The following is a 26,287-nucleotide window of genomic DNA, read 5'->3' as shown; positions in this document are numbered from 1 at the left end:
ATCTCCAAATCTCCATCACAATTAACATGTACTGTTATTATAAACGCTCTTTTGTATGAGGTCAATATATATTTTGTAGGGTTTAGGATCAGCCCCAACCACTTAATTTATTGTCAGTTTTTTGAAATTCATAGGTTAAATTTGAGTTTCACAAAATTTATGTCTGGATCGGGAATTAGGTGCTGAAAAGGGCCTATTGAATGGTCTCAAAACTGTCACTGTGTTCCATGGTAAAAAGAAGTATTCCTTAACTTTTTTCTAATTAAATTCCGTATATTCACCGTTACTTGGTTTCTGACGTTATTAATCTATTTAAAATAATATAAATAGTGGTACAATTAAAACGCTAAGTATCTAGAAATTTGTCAAAAAGATAGGTGATAAGTTGGTGAATGAATTAGAGCTTCTAAAAATGGAATTGGATGGGATCCTTGATGCATCCAACGATAATATTGTTGTAACAGATGGAGAAGGAAGGGTTCTACGGGTTAGTTCCAATTGTACCAGCATTTATGGAAAGGAACAGGATGATCTAGTTGGTAAAACGATATTCCAGTTGGAAAAGGAGCACATTTTTTATCCCTCGGTAACGGCATTTGTCTTAAAAGAGAAAAAGGAAGTACAGGTCATGCAAAGGACCCCGACTGGTAAGGTTATTATGGCTACTGGGATTCCTGTATTTGACTGGAAACATGATATTGTTCGGGTTATTAGTTTTTCCCATGATTTAACGGAAATCCAACAGTTAAAAGAAGACTATGAACAATTACGTACAAAAATGGTGAAATATGAGTCTGAGATAGAAGAATTAAGAGAAAAAGAATCAAAACCTGATCAAGTCGTCATTAAAAGTAAAGCGATGATGGAAATACGTGAATTATTGAATCGGGTAGCAAAGTCGGATGCAACTGTTGTTTTACTTGGGGAGTCAGGAGTTGGGAAAAATGTCTTTGCCCGTTCTTTACACGATGGAAGTGATCGACATAAGGCTAAGTTTATTGAGGTGAATTGTGGAGCGATTCCGGACACGCTTTTCGAATCTGAATTATTCGGCTATGAACCTGGGTCTTTTACTGGTGCTAGTAAAAATGGTAAAGCAGGGATGATTGAGCTTGCCCATCAAGGAACGTTATTTCTTGATGAAATTGCTGAATTACCACTCGCGATTCAAGTTAAATTATTAAAAGTACTACAAGATAGGAAGGTTACCCGTATTGGCGGTTCTAAGTCAAAGAATGTTGATTTCAGGCTTATTGTTGCAACCAATCAGGACTTGGAGGAAATGGTTAATCAAGGGAAATTCAGAAAGGACTTATTTTATCGCTTGAATGTGATACCGATTACAATTCCTCCATTGCGTGATAGGAAAGACGATATTTATCATCTAGCTCAAAATTACTTGTCTATTTTCAATAAGAAATATAACATGAAAAAATTTTTTCATTCGTCGACAATAGATGTTTTTCAGCAATATGAATGGCCTGGAAATGTCCGAGAACTTGAAAATCTTGTTGAACGTTTAGTATTAACTTCCGATACAAACGTAATTTATCCGTCCAGTCTACCCTTTGTCAAAGAGATGGAAACGTTTGAGCAATTTAGAGAAGAATGGCCGCTTGAAACCTTTGAACAACGAGGATTGACATTGCAGGAAGCATTGGAAGAAGTTGAAAAAAGTTGGTTGAGACGTGCTTATAGACAATATAAAACTACGTACGAAATGGCCGATTATCTTGGCTTGAGTCAGCCGACAGTTGTCCGCCGTTTGAAAAAGTACAATATTAATTCAAAATGAATCAAATAATTCATTTTGAATTAATAGATTATGTTTTGATTCAATAATGAATTGATTTTTTAAAGAAGTAGTATGATAAAACAACTTTTTATAATTGGCATGAAATTTGCAATCTATAAATTTACAAAAATAATAATTTGGGAGGAATAACGATGTATCAACCAAAAGATTCATCAAAATCACCGCGCTTTACAGGACCGCGTACATTTATGCGATTGGAACATATTGAACGAACAGACAATGTAGATTTTGTAGTTATGGGGGTACCGTTCGATACAGCTGCATCTAACCGAACTGGACAAAGATATGGCCCACAACATATTCGGGATTTTTCTGTATTGCTTCGTCCTTATAACCCTGATCAGGATATTAATATTTTTGATTATTGTTCTGGAGTAGATTACGGGGATGTAGATGTCATTCCGGGAAATATTCATCGTACTTACGATAACATTGTAAATGCACTTGAGCCAGTCTTAGATAAGGAGATAATTCCAGTTATAATGGGTGGCGATCATTCTATTTCATTGGGTCATTTACGAGCTTTTGCAAAAAAATATGGACCGATTGCACTTGTTCACTTTGATTCACACGGTGATACATGGGACAATTATTTCGGTGAAAAGTATATGCACGGAACACCATTCCGTCGAGCTGTAGAAGAAGGATTGATTGATGTTGATCATTCCATCCAGGTAGGTATGCGTGGACCACTTTATGGGCCAGAAGATATTGAAGATGCGAGGGAGCTTGGATACGAAGTTATTCCGATGAAGGAAGTAAGAGAAATCGGTTATGATAAGGTGATTGAGCGAATTCATGCCCGCGCAGGAGATAGACCGGTATTTGTTACATATGACATCGACTTCCTTGATCCTGCCTATGCACCAGGAACGGGTACGCCTGAGGTAGGCGGTCCAACTAGTTATGAAGGGCTAGAATATGTCAGAGGTTTACACGGGCTTGATATTAAAGGTTTTGACCTTGTTGAAGTTTTACCGACATATGACAGTGGTGAAATTACAGCTGTGGCAGCATCTTCAATCATTTTTGAGATGATCAGTTTGATAGCCATGAAAAAACGTGCACAGCAAGAAGAAAATAAATAAAGGTATTATGAGGTGAGAACTTCTACTTATAGGGTTCTTTACCTCCTTCTATTATATTCATTCAAATGGTAGGGAATTATTATAAATAACGGATGTGGTTTTCTGAATATTCTGTTGTGGATCTATATTAAAAAAGTTATAAGGAAGGTGAGACGGAAATGACATGGATTGATATGATGATTATTATTATTTATTTCGCTATCCTTGTTGTAGTCGGTATAATTGGTACCATAAAAGCGAAAACATCAGAAATCTATATTTTAGCAGGGAGAAATCTTGGCGTTTTCATGCTCTTTGGTTGTTTGACTGCTGTTTTTCTTGGTGGTTCTTCGACAATAGGATCAGCCCAACTCGGTTATGAAATTGGATTTTCAGGAGTTTGGTTTGTCTTTTCAATGGGACTAGGTATTACCCTTTTTGGTATTTTTTTGCTTAAAAAGGTAACTGGTTATAAATTAATGACTATTAGTGAGTTACTTGGTAAACTCTTTAATGTTGAATCAAAATTAATTGGAGCTGTAATCGCCGCTATTTATGCCCTAATGGTAAGTGTTACCCAAGTAATTGCTATTGGTGCGCTTTTAAGTGCTATTTTCGATTGGAATTTGGTTTTCTCCATGTTAATCGGTGGGGGAGTCGTGTTTTTCTATACCATTCTTGGTGGTATGTGGTCTGTGTCCATGACAGATATTATCCAGTTTTTGATCATGACGGCGGGTATATTTTTAATCATGCTACCAACCAGCTTGTCAAAAGTAGGAGGTTTTGCTGAACTAACAGCACAATTGCCTAGCTCGTACTTTGATTTTTCAGCTATTGGGTTTAAGGAAATCATCCAATATCTCTTGACCCTTTACACTTGGAATGATGGTGGGGCAGGATATTTGGCAGCGCTATTTTACTGCAAAGAACCTTAAAACAGCCCGTACTGGGGGAATACTTGTCGGAGTCTATAGTCTATTATATTCCTTAGCAATGGTTATTATTGGTATGTGTGCGCTTATTGTCCTTCCAAGTATCGAGAATACACAAAATGTCTTTACAAGTATGGCCTTTGAAACATTACCTACGGGGCTTAGGCATCGTTTTTGCTGCTGTGGCAGCAGCTATTATGTCAACTGCATCTGGTACATTATTGGCTTCTTCAACCTTAATAACTAAAGATATTTTAAAGGATCATTTTTTTAAAGATATATCGGATAGGCAATTTTTGCTACTATCACGTGTAACTACGTTGGTTATTGGTATCGTTGCCATTGTTATTGCATTATGGATTCAAGAGCTTCTTGTTGCAATCGATGTAGCCTATGCCCTGTTAGCGGGATCTATTTTCATTCCGATAGTGTTTGGTTTGTTTTGGAAAAGAGCTACTGCAAAAGCTGCATTTTATTCGATTGTGATTAGCGCGGTGGTTGTTTTAGCCGGCCTTGCTATTGAAGGGCTCTCTTCAAGTAACCCAATATTATATGGAATTGCTGTCAATATTATTGTGATGATTGTTGTTTCAATGATGGATCGAACGGAAAAACCGGAAGAAGTGCAGACAAACGAAACGATGGATGCGTGATCAACGTTGTTAGTTGTTTCAGAATTAAATAATTCTAATTAGGAAATTAACTTTATAGAAATTAGTATTTTTGTTTGCGCCTTCAAAAAGGTAGAATGAAAATTTCCCCATTTTAGAGGGTAGTAACACTACTATCCTCTAAAAATGAGACTATGGAGATTCCCAACTTGAAAAAGGGATATGACAGTGATCCCCAATTTCCCTTAATAAATTACCCGATACAACCGCTCCACAGCTTCTTCAATATCCTTTTCTTGGATAGTTGCAAACCCAATGATTAACGTTATTTTATTTTCATTTGCTGGAATCTCTTTTAACATAAATCGCGTAAGGGAATAGATTTCTAGTTTTTCCTCTTTAGCCTTTGCCTCTACTTCTGCATAGGTTTTGTTCGTTTTGAATTCGGCAAGAAAATGGAGACCTGCTGGAATATCTTGGATGGTAATGTCTTGTTTGAATCGAAACCTAAGCTTTTGAATAAGTTGTTTTCTTTTATTTTCATAATGATGGTTCATTCGTTTGATGTGCTTTGCATACTCCCCTGTTTCTATAAAATAATGGAGCGTGAACAAATTTAATGAATTGCTTCCTTGTATCCAACTAGAATAATGACGTTTATATTCTCTTAATAGTTTTATAGGCAAGACAAGATAACTTATCCGAAAACTTGGCAGCATAGTTTTGGAAAAGGTACCAGCATAGATGACACGTTGATTGCGGTCGAGACTTTGTAAGGAAGGGATGTTATCGGTTCCATATTTAAATTCACTATCATAATCATCCTCCACAATATAGGCATCATGAGCATTAACAACCCAATTTAGTATTTCAATTCTTCTTGATATAGGCATAATATTGCCTGTTGGGAATTGATGAGATGGTGTAATAAAAAGAAAGTTGGGGTTCAATGCTTCGACTTTTTCTACGTTAATGCCTTGCTCATCTAACGGAATCGGTGTGACTCTAAAATTCATATTCTCTAACAGTTGGTAGAAGCGAAAGTAACCGGGATTTTCCATAGCAACTTTTGTGTTTTGCTTTTGCATACTCATTAGTTGACGAATAAGAGGTTGTGTTCCAGGTCCAATAATGACTTGTTCTGGTTCACAAACTACCCCGCGACTTCTTGCGATTAAGCGTGAGATAGTTTGACGAACAAGATAGGGACCTTGAGGATGGGCGATTTCCGAAAGCTCTTTTCCGTGATTTTTAATTGCCATCTTTTCGCATTTCATCCATTCCTTGAAGGGAAACATTGTAATATCCGCCGTCATATGGGATAAAGAAAGCCAAGCTGATTTATCCTCTGTATGCTTTTCTCTTAAATCAGGTGGGAAATCCATCTGTTTGGAACATTCATTTGGATTCTCAAATTTCGTTATTTTTTCTACATAGTATCCTTTTCTTTCAATGGTATAAATATATCCTTCAGCAAGTAGCTGCTCATATGCATTAGAAACCGAATTGATGCTTACCCCCAGTTCCTCCGCTAATTTTCTTTTAGAAGGGAGTTTTTCATCAGTGAGAAGCTTTTTATTTAAAATCAATTTCCTAATTTCCGTATAGATTTGTTGATAGATGAATTTTCTTTGATTATTGGTGTTGATTTTAATAAAAATCATTCTCTCGCTCCAATCTGGTACCTTTGGAATTTGAATTCTGGTACTTTTCATTATAACAGAAAATTGTAAAATTATAACATATTAACATTTTAGGGGGCGAATAATGATGACAACAACAGTTGGAATGGAAGAACTTCAAGAAAAAAGGAAAAAATATATACCTAAAGGTGTAAGCAATGGTAATTTGAATGTGGCAATTTATGCAAAGGGTGCAACCATTACAGATATGGACGGGAAAGAGTGGATTGATTTTGCTGGGGCCATTGGAACATTAAATGTTGGTCATACTCATCCTAAAGTAACAGCTGCCGTAAAAGAACAAGTGGATAAATTCTTGCATCCTGGTTTCAATGTCATGATGTATGATGGATACATTAACTTGGCGGAAAAATTATGTGAAATTACACCAGGAAATTTTGATAAACAGGCACTTCTCTTGAATTCAGGAGCAGAGGCTGTTGAAAATGCAATAAAGGTATCACGTAAATATACAGGAAGGCAAGCTGTTGTTTCATTTGTTCGTGGGTTTCATGGAAGAACAAACATGACAATGAGTATGACAAGTAAAGTGAAACCATATAAATTTGGATTCGGCCCTTTTGCACCAGAAGTGTATCAAGCGCCATATCCATATTTATATCAGAAACCAGCAGGATTAACGGATGATGAATATGTGGATCTAACAATTCAAAATTTCAAAGACTTCTTTGTAGAAACGGTAGCACCGGAAAACGTTGCATGTGTGGTTATGGAACCAGTTCAAGGTGAAGGTGGATTTATTATTCCTCCGAAGAAATTTGTTCAAGAGGTAAGAGATTTCTGTTCCGAACATGGCATTGTTTTTGTAGCAGATGAAATTCAAACTGGTTTTGGGCGTACAGGAAAACTTTTTGCAATGGAACACTTTGATGTCATACCTGATCTTGTAACGGTTTCCAAGTCGCTTGCTGCAGGACTTCCGCTGAGTGGTGTCGTTGGTAGAAAGGAAATTTTAGATGCAGCTAACCCTGGAGAACTCGGTGGAACTTATGCTGGTAGCCCTGTAGCTTGTGCTGCTGCATTAGCGGTTATCGATATAATCGAGGAAGAAGATTTACTCACCAAATCTGAACTTCTTGGACAAAAATTGGAAGACAAACTTCAAGAACTTCGAAAAAAATATGAATTCGTTGGTGATATTCGTCGTTTAGGATCAATGGTAGCGGTGGAAATCGTGGATAACCAAATAGACAAAAACCCGGATAAAGCAAGAACAGGAGCAATAACAACATACGCTAATGAAAATGGTCTCTTATTACTTTCCGCAGGGATTAAGGGTAATGTCGTTCGTTTCCTTGCACCACTTGTAACGACAGATGTAGAATTAAATAAAGGGTTGGATATTTTAGAAGATGCCTTCCACAATGCGTAAAGGGGGAAAACAAATGACTGTGATTCAGGTTAAAAATCCAGCAACTGGTGAACGAATAGGTGAAGTAAAAGTCAATACGAAAGAAGAAATTAATGAAGCTATTCTAAGAGGCCATGAAAGTTTTAAAACATGGTCCAATGTAAATGCTCATGAACGCTCAAAGCTCCTAAAAAAATGGTCTGATCTTATTCAAAATAATAAAGAAGACATTGCAAGGGTTATGACGTTAGAGAGCGGAAAACCCATTAAAGAATCCCTTGGTGAAGTGGATTACGCGACAAGTTATATCGATTGGTATGCAGAAGAAGCCAAACGATTATATGGCCGGACTATTCCTGCAAATACGGAATCGAAGCGAATTGTCATTACGCGTAAGCCAGTAGGTCTAGTTGCAGCCATTACACCATGGAACTTCCCTGCTGCTATGATGACAAGAAAAGCGGCACCAGCGCTTGCTGCTGGATGTACTTTTATTGTGAAGCCAGCGGAAGATACACCACTGACTACAATCAGGTTAATTGAACTTGCACATGAAGCAGGTATTCCAGAAAATGTCGTTCAATGTGTGAATGGATATGGTAGTGAAGTAGGAAAATTGTTTACGGACAGTAAATATATCCGAAAAATTACGTTTACTGGTTCTACTCCCGTTGGAAAACTGTTAATAAAAAACAGTGCAGATACGGTCAAACATGTGTCCATGGAACTTGGCGGACATGCCCCAGTTATTGTTGCAAAAGATGCCGATCTTGATTTAGCTGTTGACCAAACAATCGCATCGAAATTCCGCAATGCTGGACAAACATGTATTTGTGCCAATCGTTTACTTGTTCACGAGAGTATTGCTGATGAGTTCTCTGAAAAATTAGCCGCTAAAGTTAGTGAATTAAAAGTAGGGAACGGATTAAATGAAGATACACAAGTAGGACCTGTAATTAATGAAAAGGGCTTTAACAAGATTGTTTCCCAAGTTGAAGATGCCACTGCAAAAGGTGCTGAAGTAATTTGTGGAAACGAGTATAATGCTGATGCAGAAAAAGGCTTTTTCTTCGTGTACCCAACTGTTCTTAAAAATGTGAATCTTGATATGAACATTATGCAAGAAGAAACGTTTGGCCCTGTTCTACCTATCACGACTTTTGAAACGTTAGAAGAAGCAGTAGACATTGCTAACGGTACACCTTATGGCTTAGCTTCTTACTTCTTTACCAATGATTATCGTACAGGTGTGTATCTAAATGAAAATTTAGAATTTGGAATCGTTGGATGGAATGATGGTGCTCCCTCCGCTGCACATGTACCGTTCGGTGGTGTGAAAGAAAGTGGAATTGGACGTGAAGGCGGAATAGAAGGCATTGAACCATATTTGGAAACGAAATATTTATCTATTGGGAATTTGTAAAGGTCTCCTTTTTAAAGGGGGATCTTTCTCCCTTATTCTTATAGAAGGTTGAAACATTTTCATTTCGTTAATGTATAGATCCTTCCTTCATACCCTTTCGATAAGCATAATCGCAATGATAAAAGATTGTACGAATAATATGACAAGGGGTGTTTGGATGAAAGAAGAAAAGAAGTTAATAAAGTCGATGTCCATGACGGACGTCCTATTTCTCTCGATGGGGGCAATGCTTGGTTGGGGATGGGTGGTTTTATCAGGTGATTGGATTAGTCAAGCTGGTTTCTTGGGAACAGCGATTGCTTTTGGTTTAGGTGGTTTATTGGTTATCTTTATCGGGCTAACCTATGCTGAACTTGCAGCAGCAATCCCGGAAACAGGTGGTGGCTTAGTATTCGTTGTACGTGCCTTTAATAAGCGATTAGGTTATATCGCTGCATGGAGTGTACTGTTTGGATATGTATCCGTTATCACATTTGAAGCGGTAGCGTTGCCAACTGTTATCGATTACGTGATTCCAGTTAATCACCTAGGGTATCTATGGTCCATGGGAGGATTTGATATCTATCTTACCTGGGCATTGATTGGTTCTGTGGGAGCTATTATACTTACATCTCTTAACTATTTTGGAGTTAAACCTGCAACTATTATGCAAAATATTTTAACTGCAGCGGTTGTACTTATTGGTTTAGTACTAGTCGTTGGTGGATTTGGAAGCGGTAACACCCCGATTCTCCAATCATTACATGGGGACGGAATAGGTGGTGTAATGACCGTACTTATTATGGTTCCATTCCTATTCGTTGGATTTGATGTCATACCACAGATTGCATCAGAAGTAAAAGCACCACCCAAATTCATCGGCCGAATATTAATTATATCGATTATTGTATCCATTGTTTTCTATGTATTAATTGGCTTTGGTGTATCTGTTGGTTTATCACCGGCAGAACTAACAACTACAAATCTAGCAACTGCAGATGCAATGGGGAATCTATTTAATAGCCGGGTATTTGCTAATATCATCGTTATCGCAGGGGTTGCTGGTATTATTACGAGTTGGAATGCATTTATTATCGGTGGAAGTCGTATCCTATATGCGATGGCAATACGAGATATGATTCCTAGATGGTTTGCTTACATTCATCCCAAATATAATACCCCAACCCACGGCATTATCTTCTTAGGAGTGCTCGGAATTTTCGCTCCTTTATTAGGACATTCCGCCTTGAATTGGTTTGTAAATGCAGGAGGAATTGGAATTGTAATCGGATACCTGATCGTATCACTTTCTTTTATGAAATTACGAAAAACAGAGCCAAAATTAGAACGTCCATATAAAATTAAGTACTGGAAAACTACTGGAATTCTAGCAATTGTTTTAAGTGCACTATTTATAACACTATATTTGCCAGGAATGCCTTCTTCCTTGTTATGGCCTATTGAATGGCTAATCGTCGGAGGATGGTACCTAATCGGACTAGCACTATACTTCATAGGGTCTGGTAAAAATTCAAAGCAAGGAGATAAAGAAGAATATAATGAAGTTGTTTGATTAGGCTGATTAAAACAACACTGGGGGTATTTTCCTTGGTGTTGTTTTTTTTGGTAACCCCGCAATAGTCTACTAATTCATTGACTATAACTCCAATGGGTATATGTAAATAGGTAATACCTATTATTTTCGAATTATTTGGAGGGTTCTAACAAAATATCTAGAATATAACTATAGATTAATAAAAATGGAGGGATTTCATGAATAAAATGAACAAAAGATTATTAACATTAAGTCTTACGGGGGCCATCGTACTTGGTGGAACATCTATCGCTTCTCCAGTAGTCAATGCGGTTGGGAACGGTCCCAATTATGGAGGCAATGAAACCGTAAATACCTCTATCCTTTCTACCTATCAGGAGTTGGTAGATTATCTAAAGAAACAAGAAGCAAAACAAGAAAAGATGGAATTAGAGGTCATTGGCCAAACTGTAAAAGGACGGGATATTCACCTTGTGAAATATATTTCTAATCCCGAAAATCCAACGATTCTATATGTAACCCAACAACATGGAAATGAACAATTAACTACAGAAGGAGCACTAGAATTTATAAAACATCTTGGAACAGGGAAAACAAAAGGTGTATTGGATAACGTTAACGTCCTAGTATTACCAATGCTAAATGCAGATGGTGCCATGGGGGACGTTGATTTTCCATTAGACGATTATATTGCAAGTGGCGATCGTCATTTAACCAGATACAATGCTACTGGTACGGATTTAAACCGTGATCATATTGATAAGATCCAACCAGAAACGCAAGCTTTGCATGAAAATGTTTTACAAAAATATGATATTGATTACATGATTGACCTGCATCATCAAGGAGCTGACAGGGTGATTAATGGGGATGAATTGGTTTCTGGTTCCATTCTTTATCCAACTACACCTAATGTCGATCCAGAGGTCGTGCATAAGTCAAAACAATTGGGTGCTGTAGTCTACAATGAAATTAATTCAACTGGTTGGGGAAATATTGGAAAATACCAAGGTGGAAGCGCTGAAACTATTGCTCGTAATGGAATTGCCGTCCAATACGATATTGCCACTCTATTATTCGAAATGCGTGGTATGTCTGACCATTCTAATGAATCATCCGTACTTGGTCAAAAGAGTAATGGTTACCTAATTAAACAGACTATCAACACACTTGACTCCACACTAAGAGCAGTTGCAAATGGATCCGTGAACGAACAAGACGTATCTTTCTGGGATACATTACCAGAGCAAACTAGTAAAGATACGGAATAAAGATGTCCATAGAATCTCGTGACTCTAGTCATGAGAGGTTTAGTGCGACTGGTATTATGGCATTTTTAATGGCGTGGGAAGAGTTCTTTTATGCATTAATTCTCACTAAATGTTACGGTAATTGCTAGTGCGTTACTCCTATGTAAGGGCATGAATAAAATGGATCTATAAAACGATTACAATGACTTGTAATCGTTTTTCTGCATGAGTATAGGGATTAATCAAAATGGGGGTCTTAAGGCATGAAAGTACCGTGTTTAGGTGGAAATACAACTACCTCCAGAAGTAGAAAGTATTGAATTGTTGATCTTTCGGATTCTTCCGTAAAGGAGTCAAAGGATGGGTAATGGTTGGTGGCTCTATATTTGGATGATTCTAGGTATCTTATAAAAAAGTATCATTAGACTTTCACCAGCCGGAACAAGAAGAATTTTCCGACTTTTGATTCAGAGATGGTAATTAGAATAATGAAAGAGGATTGTCGATATTCCCCGGGAAATGAAATATTTCCTTGTGAATTTTTAAGAAATAATGATTAATATGAGGATTGTTGTTCCTTTGCACCGTACTAATCGCATTTTTCGATATAAATAGCTCTTAACGTTTAATAAATAATCATATTTATCATTTGGGAATACGGGAATATAAATAGAAAAATCTTGTTTCTCAAAATATGTTTGAATGGAGTCTTTTAGGTAAGCCACTATAGGTGGAAGTTCTATGGCTTTCCTCCAGTTGTCTAACTCTATTAAGGATTGAATTGCTGATTTTCCCTATAGAAAATTCATAGCTATCTTCCTAACATCTCATTTATTTCCACTTCAGAAAGAATGGGATTATGATTTTTCAATCCTTCCAGTAACTTTTTTTCTTCAACTGAGTCTGAAACAATATAATAATCATTTTTATTTACCTTTTTAAGATCTTCTTGTTCAATTTTTTAGGTTTCACTTTTCATCACTCCTTAATAATTATTACGATAATTATAAAAGACTTTAAGGAAAAGAGAAAGGGGGGTGGAGCTAGGAAACTCATTTAAGTATAAATGTAAAGGAGGTGTGATGTTTTGGTTATTTTACATTTTCCAAGAAAGAAAGTTATTACAAGTAAAAAGAAACTCATTTTAGGTTCGAATAAACAAGCATATGTGAATCAGCAACGTATTCAAGAAATGATGGATAAGAAGGGTTATAAAAGAGAAAATGACCCTTTAGTTAAGGCTATGAATAGTCTCCTTTCGAAATTATGAATAGGCGAATAAAAAAATTAGAAAAAGGTGTTAGATCCCATAGGCATAAAATGCCATATCACCAGTCAAGTCATTGCCATCGAATGGCTTTAACAAAAGGAGGATGGGAGAGGTAGCTTAGGAAGACGCTATTTTAAAATGTAAAAATAGAACAATAACATTTCGAAAACCAGTAGAATTATTCTACTTTTCATTAATCATAAGTTATCAATCATAAAAAAAGACTACCAAACACGGTAGTCCAAAGTTAAAATGCGCCAGAACCTCCACCACCTCCACCAACACCTGTACCAGTACCCGGTGTAACTGTTGACGATTGGGCAGAAATTTCGGTTGCTGAATGAAAGCTTGTGGTAGCCGAACTAGATATGGCCAAAAGTAAGAACATGTTTGTTGGACTAGCCAAAGAGTCATTCATCGCATAGATCAACGATTTGTTTTTTTTTATTAATTTATTATCATTTAATCCCGTGCAAAAGATAAGCGCACGCTCTTTGTCATCATCTGGCCATGTGTCCCAAGTGTGTGATGTTGTTGTTTCAAATTTCTCCTTTAACTGTTTCCATTGATTTTTAATGGTATATCCCTTTACTGTCATTGGGCGATAGGTGATCGAAAACATAAATAACGCTCCCATTAATATAGCAAATAAGAAAAACCACATATATAATTCATGAATAATGAAGATAATCATTATTGAAATACATAAGAAGCCAACTATTCCTGTCAACCAACGGAGTTTTAACTTTTTCTCAGTTAAGCCGTGAGAGTGAATCTCTTCTTTTACTAGCGTTAGCCAATGCCGTATTTGATTTTGGAGGCTTTGTTGATTTTTACCTTTATTAACATACTCATCCAATTTTTCGAATGTAAATACACCGTTTTTTCCCACTTTATCAAATAAGAAGTGGATAAGGTGGTCCTCATGATGGTAGTCTGTCATTGGATTGAATAAATGATAATTATCCTCTTTTTTCTTTTGTATATTTCCCTTTCTCACAAGGTCCATTAGCCCTACTGTTAGCATTTCTGCATATGGAATAGAATTATTTCGATAAAAGTAAACCGTTGCTGGCATACTCATTACTTGTTTAGGGACAAAGGAATAAAAGGAATTTTTACGTTGTGCTTCTAGAGCAATGTGTTGGCGTTTCCTCCAAGCAGAGAATAATAAAACCAACAAATAGAGTGTGAAAGCCGTGAATAGGTAAGGAGCTATCCTACTTAGCCCTTCTTTTCGATTTTCGAAGGCTACTTGTTTGTCAATCATTGCTTGTTTTTCTAATAATAGTTTTTCACGAATCGGAACGTTATTGTGTACAGGGGCAGTTGGAAATAATTCCTGATCATAGGCGACATGGATATCTCCTTTTTCGCCATTATCTACCATTCCCATTTGAAAAATTACCGTTCCATTATCCTCCATATGTTCCGTGCCTTCTGCTTCGTCATAACCTATGGCAATGGCATCATCGGTTTCTTGAGGTGGGTGAACATAGATGGTTAGATTTTCGTAATCTGACTCATTACTCGTATCAAAGAAGGGCCAATAAAATTGAGCCATATCAGAATATACTTCGATCCCATTCTCAATCAAATAGGAAAGCTCAATCGTTATCATTTCATTTTTCCCGGTACGGTAAATCTTATATGTTTCTCCTTCTTGTTCCATCTTTAAAGGTGATCCATTTTCTGTGGCTTCAAAATTCGTGATGGAAGTTCCATCCTGTGGAATAAGACTACGTATGATTCCATTAAACTTTCCGTCAAATTCATATGTGTGAGTCTCCCTTACTTGTACACTACCATTCTCTTTTAGATAGGCATGAATTTCGGATTGGTTGATGGAAAAATCAACTGCGAATACTTGTAATGGAAAAAGAAGTGTGGCCATGGCTATAAAAAGAAATCCAAATGTTTTTTTCATAAAATTCCCCCTAGTTTTCCTACTATACATACGATTGAAAGAAGAAGAGGTTTCATTAAAGTCACGGAGCCAGATTCCATGTCTTGATAATAACGGATAAGTTTGTAGGTCTATATACCTGTGTTTTTGATTTTATCCCCTTACATAATCCCATTGTCCTATGTTATAGTGTTTTAGAATGAATTTTTTCCATGGAATTCCAGTTGGAGGGTGTAAAAGTTCATATAAAAAATATTTATTTAGAAAGGTGTTGGTGAGAAGAGTGAGAAGAAGTTGGACTTCGGATGAAATTACATATTTAAAAGATAATGTAGGTTTATATAAACTTACAACGATTGCCCAAAATCTAGATCGTTCTTATGAATCTGTGAGGGTTAAGATGACGAGAATTTATCTATCCAATACAAAATCACAGACAGGTTATCTCACATTTCACGAATTGGCTACACTTTTAAAGGTAGATCGAAATACTGTCAAGGGCTGGGCGGAGAATCATAACTTACCATACTTCAAAAAAGCCACAAGAGCACGTAAATATTTCTATTTTGTAGATCCGTCTGATTTTTGGGAATGGGCAGAGCAACATAAAGATAAAGTTCAATTTTCCGATATTGATCCCCACAGCATCCCCCCTGAACCGGAATGGGTAGAGAACGAAAGAAGGAAGGATAAGTGTACTACGAAGAAAAGGCGTTATCAAAAATGGACAACGAAAGAGGAAACCTTACTTATAAAGTTACGTGAGAAGGGGTTATCTTATAAAGAAATTGGGGAACAAATGGGGAGGACTGCCATTAGTGTTGAACGGCGATATAAAAGGATTTTGGGAAAATAGGTTGAAAGATTAAAGAGGTCAATTCCGTATAAAGGGAATTGACCTTTAATTTCACTATTATATTTTGATTGCTGAAATCTAGGAAATGTACCGACAAGCAGCTGTAATTCCCCTGAATGTGCGATAGCTGTCCATTTAATCGTGCCGTGATCATTCACTTCTCACATCATACACACCCTTTATTAGAATATTGATTATAACACCAAAATAATAAATGGATGTTAGAACAATCACAAAAACTAATGGTGTTTAAATCAATAAAATGATGGTTTATTGCATGCATGTAGTCATGTTGGTCATGTCACTTTGGAACAGAAGTAAATCTGTAATACACCCAAAAGTTAGATGTCTACTCTAACTTTTGGGGGGAGCGTACTATGCTTGTGTCTCCTCCCGTTCTATGGGATAATAAAACCACTGTTTAAAAATGCAACAAACGAGGTGTGTTCTGATGATAAAAGCACTTTTTATTGCTCCCTATACAGGGTTAGCGGAAACGGTTAAAAAGACCAATGTTCCTAATGATTTTGATATAGATGTTGAGGTTGCTAACCTAGAAGATGCGATTGATATTGCTGAACGTGCCGAAAAGGACAAGTATGACATAATCATAAGTCGTGGTGGTACCGCCTCGCTGATTCAGGAAATTGTATCCATTCCAGTTATTCATGTCGATATTAGTGGGTATGATTTGCTTCGTGTTTTTACGTTTATTCGGGAAATGAATGAAGGGGTGGCACTTGTAGGGTTTGAAAACATTACCCGAGGTGCTGGGACATTGTGTAATATAATGGAATACGATGTCCAAGTGGTTACTGTGAAAAATAGCAATGACGTGAGCCCAACATTGGAAAAGTTAAAGAACCAGGGATTTACCGTTGTACTAGGGGATACAATTACGATACAGGAAGCGGAAAAAATAGGTTTACGGGGGATATTAATTACGTCTGGAAAAGAAGCTATCATGGATGCGTATGATGAGGCCAGGCGGTTATACCGTTTATTTAAAGGTGTAACAAGACAAGTAAATGAATATCATCATATCTTACAATCCCTGCCATTCCCGTTTGTTTTAGTTAATAATGAGAAAGAAATTTTGGATAAAATTAGTTCATTTGATAATGAACTCCTTCAACATAATGTGTTGATTCCTGATGTTTGGAAAGTTGTGAAGCGTGTTTTAGAACGTGGACAGGATGAATGGACTGAAATAGAAGGGGAATCTAAAGGATATGTGGTACAGGTTTTTCCTGTTAAAGAGAAATTGATGGCAGGAATTATTGTACACTCCTCCTTTAAATTAGTTAAGAAAAGTTATCAAATCAATCACTGTCCTACTCGTTTACCAATTATTGGTGACAGTCGTCAGGCGGAAAATTTACGGAGTAATTTAAATAAATATGCATTGACGGATGTCCCTATTATGATTGTGGGGGAAGCCGGAACAGGGAAAAGCACGATAGCTCAGGCGATACATTTTGAACGATTTGGACAGGATCATCCCATTGTTTTTGTGTGGGGGAACCGTTTAAATGATTTGGAGTGGGAAGAGCTCAACCGTACATTGTTCAAGATGCAGAAAGGTACTCTTCTTATTAAGAACATAGAAGAACTTTCCAAACAAACACAGTATAAATTATTGGATTTTTTAAATCAAATTCCAGGAAAAATAAAAGTAATCTCTTTAGTAAATTATTCCTTGGATTCCAAGGTTCAAAAGGGACAATTTCTTAAGGAATTATATGAAAAACTATCTAACCTTCCTTTGTACTTAGTTCCATTAAGAGAAAGGAAAGAGGATATCGCAACATTTATAGGCTATTTTCTATCTGATTTTCATGCAGAAAGTGGAAATGAAACATTAGGTATGAAAAAAGAAGCGATGGATTATTTGAAACAATTTGATTGGCCAGGGAACTTTACTCAGTTGAAAAATGTGATTAATGAATTAAGTATGACGACTTCAGATTTATATATAGAACTGAATCATGTAATAGACGTTCTGTCACATTTAGAAACAGGAGATACTGTTGAAGAAAATGTACCAAGTAACCAAACATTAGAAGAAATAGAAAAAGTGGTTATTAGAAAAGTGCTTGAAGAAGAGAATCATAATCAAACCAAAGCGGCGAAACGACTAGGGATTAGTCGAACGACATTATGGAGAAAATTAAATTCATAGAGCAATAAAAAGAAGAGATGGGAGACTTTCTCCTTTTTTATTTGTTTAAAAATGTAACGAAAATATCTTTATTGAGATCATTCAATAGGTTCGTTTTTTATAAATAGTGTTGCAATATATATATTTTTAGTATAGAATTGCTTATGCAAACGCTTAATAAAATAATAATCGTTACATAATTAAACGATTCGTATAAAGGGGAGATATTTATGAAAATTAAAGCTACATTAGAAAAGATTCCAGGTGGTATGATGGTTGTTCCATTGTTGCTTGCTGCAACAATCAATACGTTTGCGCCGGATTTATTAAGGATAGGAAACTTTACAGAAGCGTTATTTGTGGATGGAGCAAGTACATTAATCGCTTTGTTCTTACTATTTACAGGTGCACAAATTAACCTAAAAAACGTAGGGGTTAGTCTTGGGAAAGGGGCAACCCTCTTATTAACGAAATGGGTTGTTGGTGCAATTGTTGGTTTAATTGCGTTTATGTTTGCTGGTGATGATGGACTATGGTTGGGACTTGCACCAATTGCCATTATTGCTGCGATGACCAATAGTAATGGTGGTTTATATGTTGCGTTAGTTGGACAGTACGGAGATAAGACAGACCGTGCGGCGTATTCTTTATTGGCATTAAATGACGGTCCGTTTTTAACGATGGTTGCATTAGCTATTTTTGGCGCAATGGGATTTGTTGATGGTATGTTCTCCATTGTTTCCTTTATTTCCGTATTATTACCAATCGTTATTGGTATGGTTTTAGGTAATCTAGACGAGGATATGCGCGACTTCTTTAATCAAGGAAGTTCTGTACTAATTCCATTTTTTGCATTTGCATTAGGAATGGGAATTAACTTTGAGAGCATTATCGAAGGTGGATTATCCGGTATTATAGTTGGTTTATTAACTGTATTTGTTACTGGTACTGCGGGTTACTTTGTATTTAAAGCTATGAAATGGAATCCGATTGCTGGAGTTGCTGAAGGATCCACAGCTGGTAATGCTGTAGCAACACCTGCTGCTATCGCTGCAGCTAGCTCTGCATTTGCTGCAAATGTTGAACTTGCAACTGTTCAAGTTGCTGCATCTGTAGTGACAACGGCCATTTTACTACCTATTTATCTTGGATTTCTTGTGAAGAGACTGGAGAAAAAAGGTGTTCGAGTGCCAGACGATTATGTGATCGATAAGTAATTCATAAAAGCTGAGGGTGATGGAACAACATGGATAGAACGATAGGAATTATTGCGGATGATTTGACAGGTGCAAACGATAGTGGTATTCAATTAACGATGAAGGGAATCCATACATCGGTTTACTTTGAAATTCCAACTCATCATCATCATTTATCAAGTGGGATTGTGATTGACACGAATTCACGAACCTTATTAAAGGAAGAAGCTGTTTCCGCTGCGAAACACGCTTCCTTGTTTTTAAAAGAAGCTGGATATAACCATATTTATAAAAAAATGGATTCTACATTAAGAGGACATACAGGGTTAGAGTTAAAGGCAATTAGGGAAGTTTTTGATCCTGAATATGTTGTTGTTGCTCCGGCGTTTCCGGCGCTTGGTCGAACAACAAAGGATGGAATACATTATGTAAATGGGGAGAAAATAGTGGATACGGAATTTTCCAAGGATCCAAAACACCCTGTTACAACTTCTTTTATTCCAGTTTTACTTGAAAATGAAACGAAAGAGCCAATTGGTCAATTAACAAGGGCGGACTATGAGAAAGACTCGTCCAAATTTCAAGAAAAGCTAAAGTCTTGGAAAGATCGTGGCGTAACGTATATTGTTTGCGATGCGGAAACACAGGATGATTTACGAATGGCTGCAAAACGTATCGCCTCCATATCCAAAAATGTGATATGGGCAGGATCTGCTGGGTTAGCAGAAGTGCTTCCAGAAGTACTGGGATTCGGTCAACAGGTTGGGAAGCAAGAATTTTCAATATCTCAACAAGTTATGACTGTTTGTGGTAGCCTGTCGCAAGTAACACAAAATCAAGTCAAATATGCTGCGAAGCAATCTAATATCACGGCTGTTGAGGTAAATACGGTAGAAATATTTACTGAAGAATGGGATATACATAAGAATCACTATATAAAAGAATGTCTAACTGGATTACGCCAAGGAAATGATATTGTTCTTTTCGTGCCTTCGAATGAAACGATTCGACAAGTAGTGAAACAGGTTGGAAACAGTTTAGAGCTAACTGGTAACCAAATTGGGGAAAAGATATCTCACGCATTAGGAGAACTTACTGTTAGAGTAGCGGAAGAAGCGGAGCAACTCACTGGTTTTGTACTTACAGGTGGGGATACGGCAAAAGATATTTCTCGTCAATTGGGTGGTATCGGTTTTCAGTTGGTGAAACAGATAGAAGCGGGAATTCCATTAGGATCTTTAATTGGAACTGAAAAGGAATATTTCGCGGTAACGAAAGCTGGTGCATTTGGGAAAGAAGATTCTATTTATCGTGCTATGCAAGAATTAAAGGGAGTTCGGTGAAAATCGATTGTTTGGATAAGGTGAAGAAGAGGGACATTTGACTGTCACTCTGGATATAAATCTTTTTGTACATAAGTTTTTTTCATAATAAATATAGTTCTATGAAATTCAACGTATATTTTTATATAATGCTATAAAACAGTAGACCAGTTTTGCTAGTCTACTGTCTTTTTATCCTACTCTACACTATAGCTAATAAGGTTAGTAAAGATTCTATAGACACACCCGGTACTTTTTTATTTGTTCTACGATTGGGATTTCTAAAAGTTATGCACAAAGACGAGATAGTGGGGATGTATTTATTAGTTACTTGGTGTGTCTAGTATTTTTTATAAATAATCTCTCCAATTAAGGTCAAATCCCATAATAGCTAATATATCTGCAAATGGAATAGTTGAAAATTTATTTTGATAACTATTAAACAACTCTTCCAAAGAGACTTTAAGTTCCTTATGTTCTTTTTTAGGAAGCACTAATTTTAATAAGGCTAACATCGTAAATAATCTACCGTCTAAAAGATTGACAGGAATAGATAATAGTTGGGAATTATGTCTTGCCCTTGTTTGATGGTGTAATTTAAAGTTATACAATCTTTCTTCATGTGCACATAAATTTCTAATCAGGTTAGCGATTTTTAAAACATCCACGATTGATTCTTTTGGAATTTGATATGTTGCACCGTACTCTCTCTTATATTGTAAGGAAAAGTCCTTTGCAATTTTGTCCTTTAAGGAATCATCTATAGCTTGATAAAAATTAGAGATATTCCCCAGAGTCAGATCGTTAACTAATACCCATAAAGGAACATTGCCATGTACAGTCAAATAATGCTTAATAGAATTATTATTCTTTTCTGATGACCTTTGTTTTATTTTATTTGATATGATAGCAATCAGATTTAATACCTGATTTAGGTTTGAATTTGAGTAATTTTTAAAGAGGAGATAGGCATGAGGTTCCTTAAACTTTTCACTGAACCGGTAAGAGATCTTGGACTTCATACTGTTTTCGAAGATTAATAGGTATTTCAAATATAGGTTCCTTAGTTCCCGATCAAATGTAAAGAGACTATATATTTCCTCAAGGGTGGTATTTTGTATATATGTTTCGGGGGATACTACTTGTCCATTTTTATTTTTAACTAAAAATAAATCCTTATAACCATTAATAACGTTGTAATAATTCTCTCTTTCAAATATACGCATAGCAGTGGACCCGTTGTTGATGGTTAAACCTCTGGCCCGCAAGATGGAAATTTGCTGACGATGCGTTTGGAATGGCTTCATTACTTTTCACCTCATAAAAATAGCCCAGTCCTCGGAAGGAACATGGGCCTGATCACTAAGATCATTATATTATATGCAATAATTGCTGTCAATAAACATGAATTTAGAATATTTCCTGAAATTGATGTCAGATCACCATGTCCAAGTGATGAGGTGAAAACATGGCAAAAAGGGCTAAGGGTGCATCTTCTTTTTATCATTTTGGGGATGTGTTTTTATCTAACTAAAGTCACCTTTTATTTTAGCATTCTTCCCTCCTCTTTAACGCCCTTATTATTTTCAAATTCCCATAAAGAATTAACAAAATAAACGGATAAAGCAGTGCTGAATATCCCAAATTCCAATTATTATAATAAAAGGCACCTGTAAGGGTAGTTATCCATTCATAAGTAATTAATATGATTGAATGTCCCAGAATATATAACACTTAAGTACGCTTTGTTTTAGGGAAAAAGTTCAGGGAAATAGCATTGTAGGCTGGAAATACTCCAAAATGGATAATCAAAGTTCTCCAGACTATTACTCCTTTAGTTAAATAGCCATAGAGATGAAGTTTAAAGGAAAGGTATATATCAACTGTTAATACAAATGTCATGGTGAATCAAGAGGTTGTGTACATTTCCATTAACGTCAGGCGTTTCGGCATAAAATAAATAATGGTACAGAATATTGCTATGGAAAGGAGAATGGAAAGCATTAGAAAATACACCGCTTTCGTGTGAAAGATCCATTTATAATCCCTTTCTTTATATTTGCTACTTTACTTTTGCCACCCCTAATGCGAGATGTCCCCAAAGAATACTTTCAACTAATGACATATGCAGTGTAACGTCTAGCCGTGTTGTCAGGTATGTAATTATCCATAAAAAGTCCTCCTACCATTCCGCTTTTTATAGTATCTCCTTTTGGTGTGTTTTAATCCAGGGATTCTTGGTGAATGGTAACGGAGCATCCTATTTTAAATAATATGGATTTAATATGATGATCTTCGTGTAAACCTCTTTAAAAATGGAAATACTATAAAAAAACTATAGTGGATAGGAGTGGGTTTTATTGGGTTTAGCACAAATTGGTATTCCAGGTTTGATTCTCATCATCTTTTTAGCATTAATCATTTTTGGCCCTAGAAGACTTCCGGAAATAGGGAAGGCGGCTGGACAAACATTACGGGAATTTAAGAGCACAACAAATGATTTAATTAGCGATGACGACGATAAAATTGATAAAAAAGATAAGAATAACAACAAAGCATTAGATGATTAAGAATGAGACGCGGATGCGCATTGGCTCGCACCATTAGACGCGTCAAAGACATGGTAAGGCATATATTATTTATAGCAAATTTCACGTAAAGCCGCACATAGCGTTTGATGTGCGGCTTTTCCTACTTTAAGTGAAGCTGACTCTACTCAGTAAAACTTTGAAAATACCAAGGAGTGAATCTATTTTTAATGGACAAGTTTAATAATCAACCAATTGGATACACTGAATAACAACTATCATACATAAAGACGAGGAGGAATAAAGTTGTCGGATGAAGAAAAGAAGGCACCGGATTTATCCCGCCGTAAATTTATTAAAAATTCCGGTTATGTAGCTGGAGGAGCGATTGGCGGTGGTATCCTTACCTCTCTAATCGGTACAAATGTTTGGGGCGGGAATCAAAAAACAGCACCGGAAACTACAACGAATGAGGCAGATTCATATAATCGCGCACTAATGTATTTTAGGAGAAGGAAAGATTTCGAAATTCTTAGCGCAGCGACGGAAAGAATTTTTCCAGAAGATGAAAATGGCCCAGGAGCAATCGCGTTGGGTGTACCTTATTTTATCGATCACCAATTAGCTGGAGGCTATGGAAATAATGAAAAAGAGTATACGTTAGGGCCTTTTTCAGAAGGGACAGATTACCAAGGTTATCAATCTCCATTAAAACGGCATGAAATTTTTACAGCTGGGATCCAAGCTATGGAAAGAGAAAGTCAAGAAAACTATGGCACTTCCTTTGCAGAACTAGAAGGGGAACAACAGGATGAGATTCTACGGAAATTCGAGGAAAAGAAGGTAAAGATGAAGCATGTTAGCTCGGCGTATTTTTTTGATCAACTTCGTACAGCAACGCTTTCAGGTGTATACGCAGATCCTTTGTATGGTGGAAACGCCAATATGGACGGATGGAGAATGAAGGAATTCCCTGGTAATCAAATGAGTTATATACAGGAGATTGAGAAAGAGGAATTTATCGAATATGAACCAAGTTCTTTGAAGGATCATTTATAAATTCTAGAATATGGAGGTTTCGTATGGTTAAAACACTAGATAAAGTAGACGTAGTTACGGTGGGAATAGGTTGGGCTGGAGGCATCATTGCTTCGGAACTCGGGAAAGCCGGAGTAAAGGTTGTTGGTCTTGAACGAGGTGAAAATAGGACAACCGAAGATTTTCAAATGATACACGACGAATATCGATATGCGATACGGCATGACCTGATGCAAGATTTATCCAAGGAAACGATTACTTTTCGGAATAACCCTGATGAAGTTGCATTACCAATGCGACAATTTGGTGCATTTCTGATTGGAACCGGGGTGGGCGGTGCAGGGTCTCACTGGAACGGGGATACGTGGTTTTTTTCACCTTATGATTTTCAGATAAAAACCATGACGGAAAAGAAATACGGTAAGAATAAACTCCCTAAAGAATATCTGATTCAAGATTGGGGCATCACATACGATGAACTAGAGCCATATTATGAAAAGTTTGAGAAGATGGCCGGAACAAGTGGGGAACCAAATCCTTTAAGACCTGAAAGAAAGAGGGAGTATCCAACTCCACCGATGAAAAGTACTCCAATGCTTGATCGTTTTGAGAAGGCAGCCAAAAATCTAGGGTTGCATCCTTTTCGTTTGCCATCTGGAAATATATCTGAATCTTATACAAATCCCGATGGAAAAACATTAAACCAATGTCAGTATTGTGGCTTTTGTGAAACATTCGGCTGTGAATATGGTGCAAAATCGACACCAAATGTAACAGTCGTTCCAACAGCATTAGAAACAAATAACTTTGAATTACGGACACATGCCAATGTCGTGGCAATCCATCATGATGGTAAACGGGCGACAGGTGTTCGATATGTTGACGTTCAAACAGGTGAAGAATTTGATCAACCAGCGGATGTCGTAGTGTTAACGAGCTATACAGTGAGTAATGCTCGCCTTTTATTATTATCTGATATTGGAAAGCCCTATGATCCAAAAACAGGAACTGGTGTAATCGGGAAAAATTATTGCTACCATATTACTCCAGTTGTCACTGGATTCTTTAAGGAAAAGTTTAATTCGGCAATGGGAGCCGGTTCGCTTGGAACGACCTTGGACGACTTTAATAATGATAATTTTGATCATTCCGATTTGGATTTTATCCATGGTGGCTCCATCACGATGAAGCAATTAGGTAAAAGACCGATTAATGAAAATGCAGCCCCAAAAGGTACGCCAACATGGGGGAAAGAATTTAAACAAAAATCAATCGAATACTTTAATCGCTCGATACCTGTTACTTCCCAGGGGACTTCTTTGCCTCATCGTAATAATTATTTGAGTCTGGACCCGACTTATAAAGATGCCTATGGAAACCCGTTGATGCGATTAACGTATGATTTTACCGAGCATGATCATAAACTGCATGACTTTATTTCGGAAAGATGCGCAGAAATCTTGCATGAAATGGGAGCGGAGAAGGTGGAAACGAGGGAGTTAACCGAACACTTTGACATCGTTCCCGCCCATAATGATCATATTACTGGCGGTGTCATTATGGGAGAAAATCCTGAGACATCTGCACTTAATAATTATCTCCAAATGTGGGATATGGATAATGTGTTCGTTATCGGTGCTTCTGCTTTTCCTCATAATGGAGGTTATAACCCTACAGGCACAGTAGGAGCATTAGCATATCGTGCAGCCGAGGGAATTTTAAAGTTTAGGGACAAAGATGGGCAACTTGTTAAAGCGAAGGATAGTAGTAGGGCATAGGGAGAGGCTATGGGGTTAGAATACTAGCCATGCCCTAAAGATACCTGTGTTAGACTGACACTGTTTTAGAGCGTTAAAGTGTAACTGCAAGAATAAATTGGAGTTCATCCGGTTGATTCTTGTTCTTGTAGTTTTTTTATGAATAAAGTGTTTAATCTTATCTCTCGAAAATAATAACCATCTATCCGCTAAGTTGATAGATGGTTATTATAGATTTTTTAGAAAGGGGAATCATCGAACAAAACACTTACACAAGGATGTTAACTTTTAGTGCAATGATAATTTAAGACCATATAGACAGATACCTCGTACCACCAAAATATAGTGCAAGGCTGTTAATCCTGCGCTTTTTTGTTGATGCAAAAACTCTTTATCTACAATCCAATCCCTCCAAATTTTACATCCACACTATATCAAAAAAGTAAACTAAACACTAAACAGCGAAGAAGCCTTTTCATTATCATTAATGCAAAAACTCTAAATCTACAATCTAAACCCTTCGAACTTTACATTCCTGCCACACCAAAACAATAAAATAACCC

19 protein-coding genes are annotated in these 26,287 nt (G+C 36.7%); 16 read left to right on the top strand and 3 right to left on the bottom strand.

The genetic code is table 11. The features are described from left to right. The first annotated feature begins 412 nt into the window (after positions 1–412). From MHI02_RS16875 to MHI02_RS18610, 4 genes are all read left to right on the top strand, one after another. Positions 413–1,795: a sigma-54 interaction domain-containing protein gene (locus MHI02_RS16875; protein ID WP_341166186.1), complete on the top strand. Its 1,383-nt coding sequence runs from the start codon at positions 413–415 to the stop codon at positions 1,793–1,795. Positions 1,796–1,947: 152 nt separating this feature from the next. Then, positions 1,948–2,904, top strand: coding sequence for an agmatinase (gene speB / locus MHI02_RS16870; RefSeq protein WP_047186580.1), 957 nt, complete (start codon positions 1,948–1,950; stop codon positions 2,902–2,904). 158 nt (positions 2,905–3,062) lie between these two features. Then, the gene (locus MHI02_RS18615; RefSeq protein WP_338115014.1) at positions 3,063–3,821 is read left to right on the top strand and encodes a sodium:solute symporter family transporter; all 759 of its coding nucleotides are present in this window, start codon (positions 3,063–3,065) and stop codon (positions 3,819–3,821) included. Positions 3,822–3,937: 116 nt separating this feature from the next. Then, the gene (locus MHI02_RS18610; protein WP_445668989.1) at positions 3,938–4,471 is read left to right on the top strand and encodes a sodium:solute symporter family transporter; all 534 of its coding nucleotides are present in this window, start codon (positions 3,938–3,940) and stop codon (positions 4,469–4,471) included. 203 nt (positions 4,472–4,674) lie between these two features. Here MHI02_RS18610 and gabR read toward each other — a convergent pair whose 3' ends face one another. Next, on the bottom strand, positions 4,675–6,093 hold the full coding sequence (gene gabR, locus MHI02_RS16860) for a MocR-like transcriptional regulator GabR (protein WP_047186581.1): 1,419 nt from the start codon (positions 6,091–6,093) through the stop codon (positions 4,675–4,677). A gap of 103 nt (positions 6,094–6,196) precedes the next feature. Here gabR and gabT point away from each other — a divergent pair, with 103 nt between their 5' ends. From gabT to MHI02_RS16835, 5 genes are all read left to right on the top strand, one after another. After that, a complete protein-coding gene (gabT, locus tag MHI02_RS16855) occupies positions 6,197–7,504 on the top strand; it encodes a 4-aminobutyrate--2-oxoglutarate transaminase (protein WP_341166135.1) in 1,308 nt (435 codons plus the stop codon). A 13-nt stretch (positions 7,505–7,517) separates the two neighbouring features. Next, the gene (locus tag MHI02_RS16850) at positions 7,518–8,906 is read left to right on the top strand and encodes an NAD-dependent succinate-semialdehyde dehydrogenase (RefSeq protein WP_047186583.1); all 1,389 of its coding nucleotides are present in this window, start codon (positions 7,518–7,520) and stop codon (positions 8,904–8,906) included. Between the two features lie 157 nt (positions 8,907–9,063). Continuing rightward, positions 9,064–10,458: an APC family permease gene (locus tag MHI02_RS16845; RefSeq protein ID WP_341166134.1), complete on the top strand. Its 1,395-nt coding sequence runs from the start codon at positions 9,064–9,066 to the stop codon at positions 10,456–10,458. Positions 10,459–10,667: 209 nt separating this feature from the next. Beyond that, positions 10,668–11,711 carry a M14 family zinc carboxypeptidase gene (locus MHI02_RS16840; protein WP_216884139.1) on the top strand — a complete coding sequence of 348 codons (1,044 nt, stop codon included), beginning with the start codon at positions 10,668–10,670 and terminating at the stop codon, positions 11,709–11,711. A gap of 1,066 nt (positions 11,712–12,777) precedes the next feature. Then, complete coding sequence (locus MHI02_RS16835) at positions 12,778–12,960, top strand: hypothetical protein (protein WP_341166133.1); 183 nt, start codon at positions 12,778–12,780, stop codon at positions 12,958–12,960. A gap of 247 nt (positions 12,961–13,207) precedes the next feature. On the opposite strand, the gene MHI02_RS16830 is transcribed toward MHI02_RS16835, so the two are convergent. After that, complete coding sequence (locus tag MHI02_RS16830) at positions 13,208–14,887, bottom strand: DUF2207 domain-containing protein (protein WP_341166132.1); 1,680 nt, start codon at positions 14,885–14,887, stop codon at positions 13,208–13,210. A gap of 262 nt (positions 14,888–15,149) precedes the next feature. On the opposite strand from MHI02_RS16830, the gene MHI02_RS16825 reads away from it, so the two are divergent. The 4 genes from MHI02_RS16825 (at position 15,150) to MHI02_RS16810 (ending at position 20,422) form a co-directional block, all read left to right on the top strand. Further along, complete coding sequence (locus tag MHI02_RS16825) at positions 15,150–15,722, top strand: helix-turn-helix domain-containing protein (protein WP_216884129.1); 573 nt, start codon at positions 15,150–15,152, stop codon at positions 15,720–15,722. Between the two features lie 451 nt (positions 15,723–16,173). Beyond that, positions 16,174–17,904, top strand: a complete 1,731-nt coding sequence (locus MHI02_RS16820) for a sigma-54-dependent Fis family transcriptional regulator (RefSeq protein WP_341166131.1) — start codon at positions 16,174–16,176, stop codon at positions 17,902–17,904. A gap of 209 nt (positions 17,905–18,113) precedes the next feature. Further along, complete coding sequence (locus MHI02_RS16815) at positions 18,114–19,100, top strand: 2-keto-3-deoxygluconate permease (RefSeq protein ID WP_328149964.1); 987 nt, start codon at positions 18,114–18,116, stop codon at positions 19,098–19,100. 29 nt (positions 19,101–19,129) lie between these two features. Further along, positions 19,130–20,422, top strand: a complete 1,293-nt coding sequence (locus tag MHI02_RS16810; protein WP_341166130.1) for a four-carbon acid sugar kinase family protein — start codon at positions 19,130–19,132, stop codon at positions 20,420–20,422. Positions 20,423–20,751: 329 nt separating this feature from the next. Here the strand turns inward: MHI02_RS16810 and MHI02_RS16805 are convergent, their stop codons facing one another. Further along, positions 20,752–21,708, bottom strand: coding sequence for an Abi family protein (locus MHI02_RS16805; RefSeq protein WP_047186610.1), 957 nt, complete (start codon positions 21,706–21,708; stop codon positions 20,752–20,754). 1,053 nt (positions 21,709–22,761) lie between these two features. On the opposite strand from MHI02_RS16805, the gene tatA reads away from it, so the two are divergent. From tatA to MHI02_RS16790, 3 genes are all read left to right on the top strand, one after another. Beyond that, positions 22,762–22,971 (top strand): twin-arginine translocase TatA/TatE family subunit, encoded by a 210-nt coding sequence (gene tatA, locus MHI02_RS16800; RefSeq protein WP_047186611.1) that lies wholly within the window; start codon positions 22,762–22,764, stop codon positions 22,969–22,971. Positions 22,972–23,235: 264 nt separating this feature from the next. Then, positions 23,236–23,988: a gluconate 2-dehydrogenase subunit 3 family protein gene (locus MHI02_RS16795; protein ID WP_060669157.1), complete on the top strand. Its 753-nt coding sequence runs from the start codon at positions 23,236–23,238 to the stop codon at positions 23,986–23,988. A gap of 23 nt (positions 23,989–24,011) precedes the next feature. Continuing rightward, positions 24,012–25,745 (top strand): GMC family oxidoreductase, encoded by a 1,734-nt coding sequence (locus MHI02_RS16790; RefSeq protein WP_145523581.1) that lies wholly within the window; start codon positions 24,012–24,014, stop codon positions 25,743–25,745. Positions 25,746–26,287: the final 542 nt, after the last annotated feature.

Source organism: Oceanobacillus sp. FSL K6-0118 (assembly GCF_038006665.1).
In the GTDB taxonomy this organism is placed as follows: domain Bacteria; phylum Bacillota; class Bacilli; order Bacillales; family Amphibacillaceae; genus Oceanobacillus; species Oceanobacillus caeni.
This window is presented reverse-complemented; position numbering and strand designations above follow the sequence as displayed.

Excerpts from the sequence above, each read along its gene's own strand:
- MHI02_RS16875 (WP_341166186.1), top strand. The coding sequence starts at position 413 with ATGGAATTGGATGGGATCCTTGATGCATCCAACGATAATATTGTTGTA.
- speB (WP_047186580.1), top strand. The coding sequence starts at position 1,948 with ATGTATCAACCAAAAGATTCATCAAAATCACCGCGCTTTACAGGACCG.
- MHI02_RS18615 (WP_338115014.1), top strand. The coding sequence starts at position 3,063 with ATGACATGGATTGATATGATGATTATTATTATTTATTTCGCTATCCTT.
- MHI02_RS18610 (WP_445668989.1), top strand. The coding sequence starts at position 3,938 with ATGTCTTTACAAGTATGGCCTTTGAAACATTACCTACGGGGCTTAGGC.
- gabR (WP_047186581.1), bottom strand. The coding sequence starts at position 6,093 with ATGATTTTTATTAAAATCAACACCAATAATCAAAGAAAATTCATCTAT.
- gabT (WP_341166135.1), top strand. The coding sequence starts at position 6,197 with ATGATGACAACAACAGTTGGAATGGAAGAACTTCAAGAAAAAAGGAAA.
- MHI02_RS16850 (WP_047186583.1), top strand. The coding sequence starts at position 7,518 with ATGACTGTGATTCAGGTTAAAAATCCAGCAACTGGTGAACGAATAGGT.
- MHI02_RS16845 (WP_341166134.1), top strand. The coding sequence starts at position 9,064 with ATGAAAGAAGAAAAGAAGTTAATAAAGTCGATGTCCATGACGGACGTC.
- MHI02_RS16840 (WP_216884139.1), top strand. The coding sequence starts at position 10,668 with ATGAACAAAAGATTATTAACATTAAGTCTTACGGGGGCCATCGTACTT.
- MHI02_RS16830 (WP_341166132.1), bottom strand. The coding sequence starts at position 14,887 with ATGAAAAAAACATTTGGATTTCTTTTTATAGCCATGGCCACACTTCTT.
- MHI02_RS16820 (WP_341166131.1), top strand. The coding sequence starts at position 16,174 with ATGATAAAAGCACTTTTTATTGCTCCCTATACAGGGTTAGCGGAAACG.
- MHI02_RS16815 (WP_328149964.1), top strand. The coding sequence starts at position 18,114 with ATGAAAATTAAAGCTACATTAGAAAAGATTCCAGGTGGTATGATGGTT.
- MHI02_RS16810 (WP_341166130.1), top strand. The coding sequence starts at position 19,130 with ATGGATAGAACGATAGGAATTATTGCGGATGATTTGACAGGTGCAAAC.
- MHI02_RS16805 (WP_047186610.1), bottom strand. The coding sequence starts at position 21,708 with ATGAAGCCATTCCAAACGCATCGTCAGCAAATTTCCATCTTGCGGGCC.
- MHI02_RS16790 (WP_145523581.1), top strand. The coding sequence starts at position 24,012 with ATGGTTAAAACACTAGATAAAGTAGACGTAGTTACGGTGGGAATAGGT.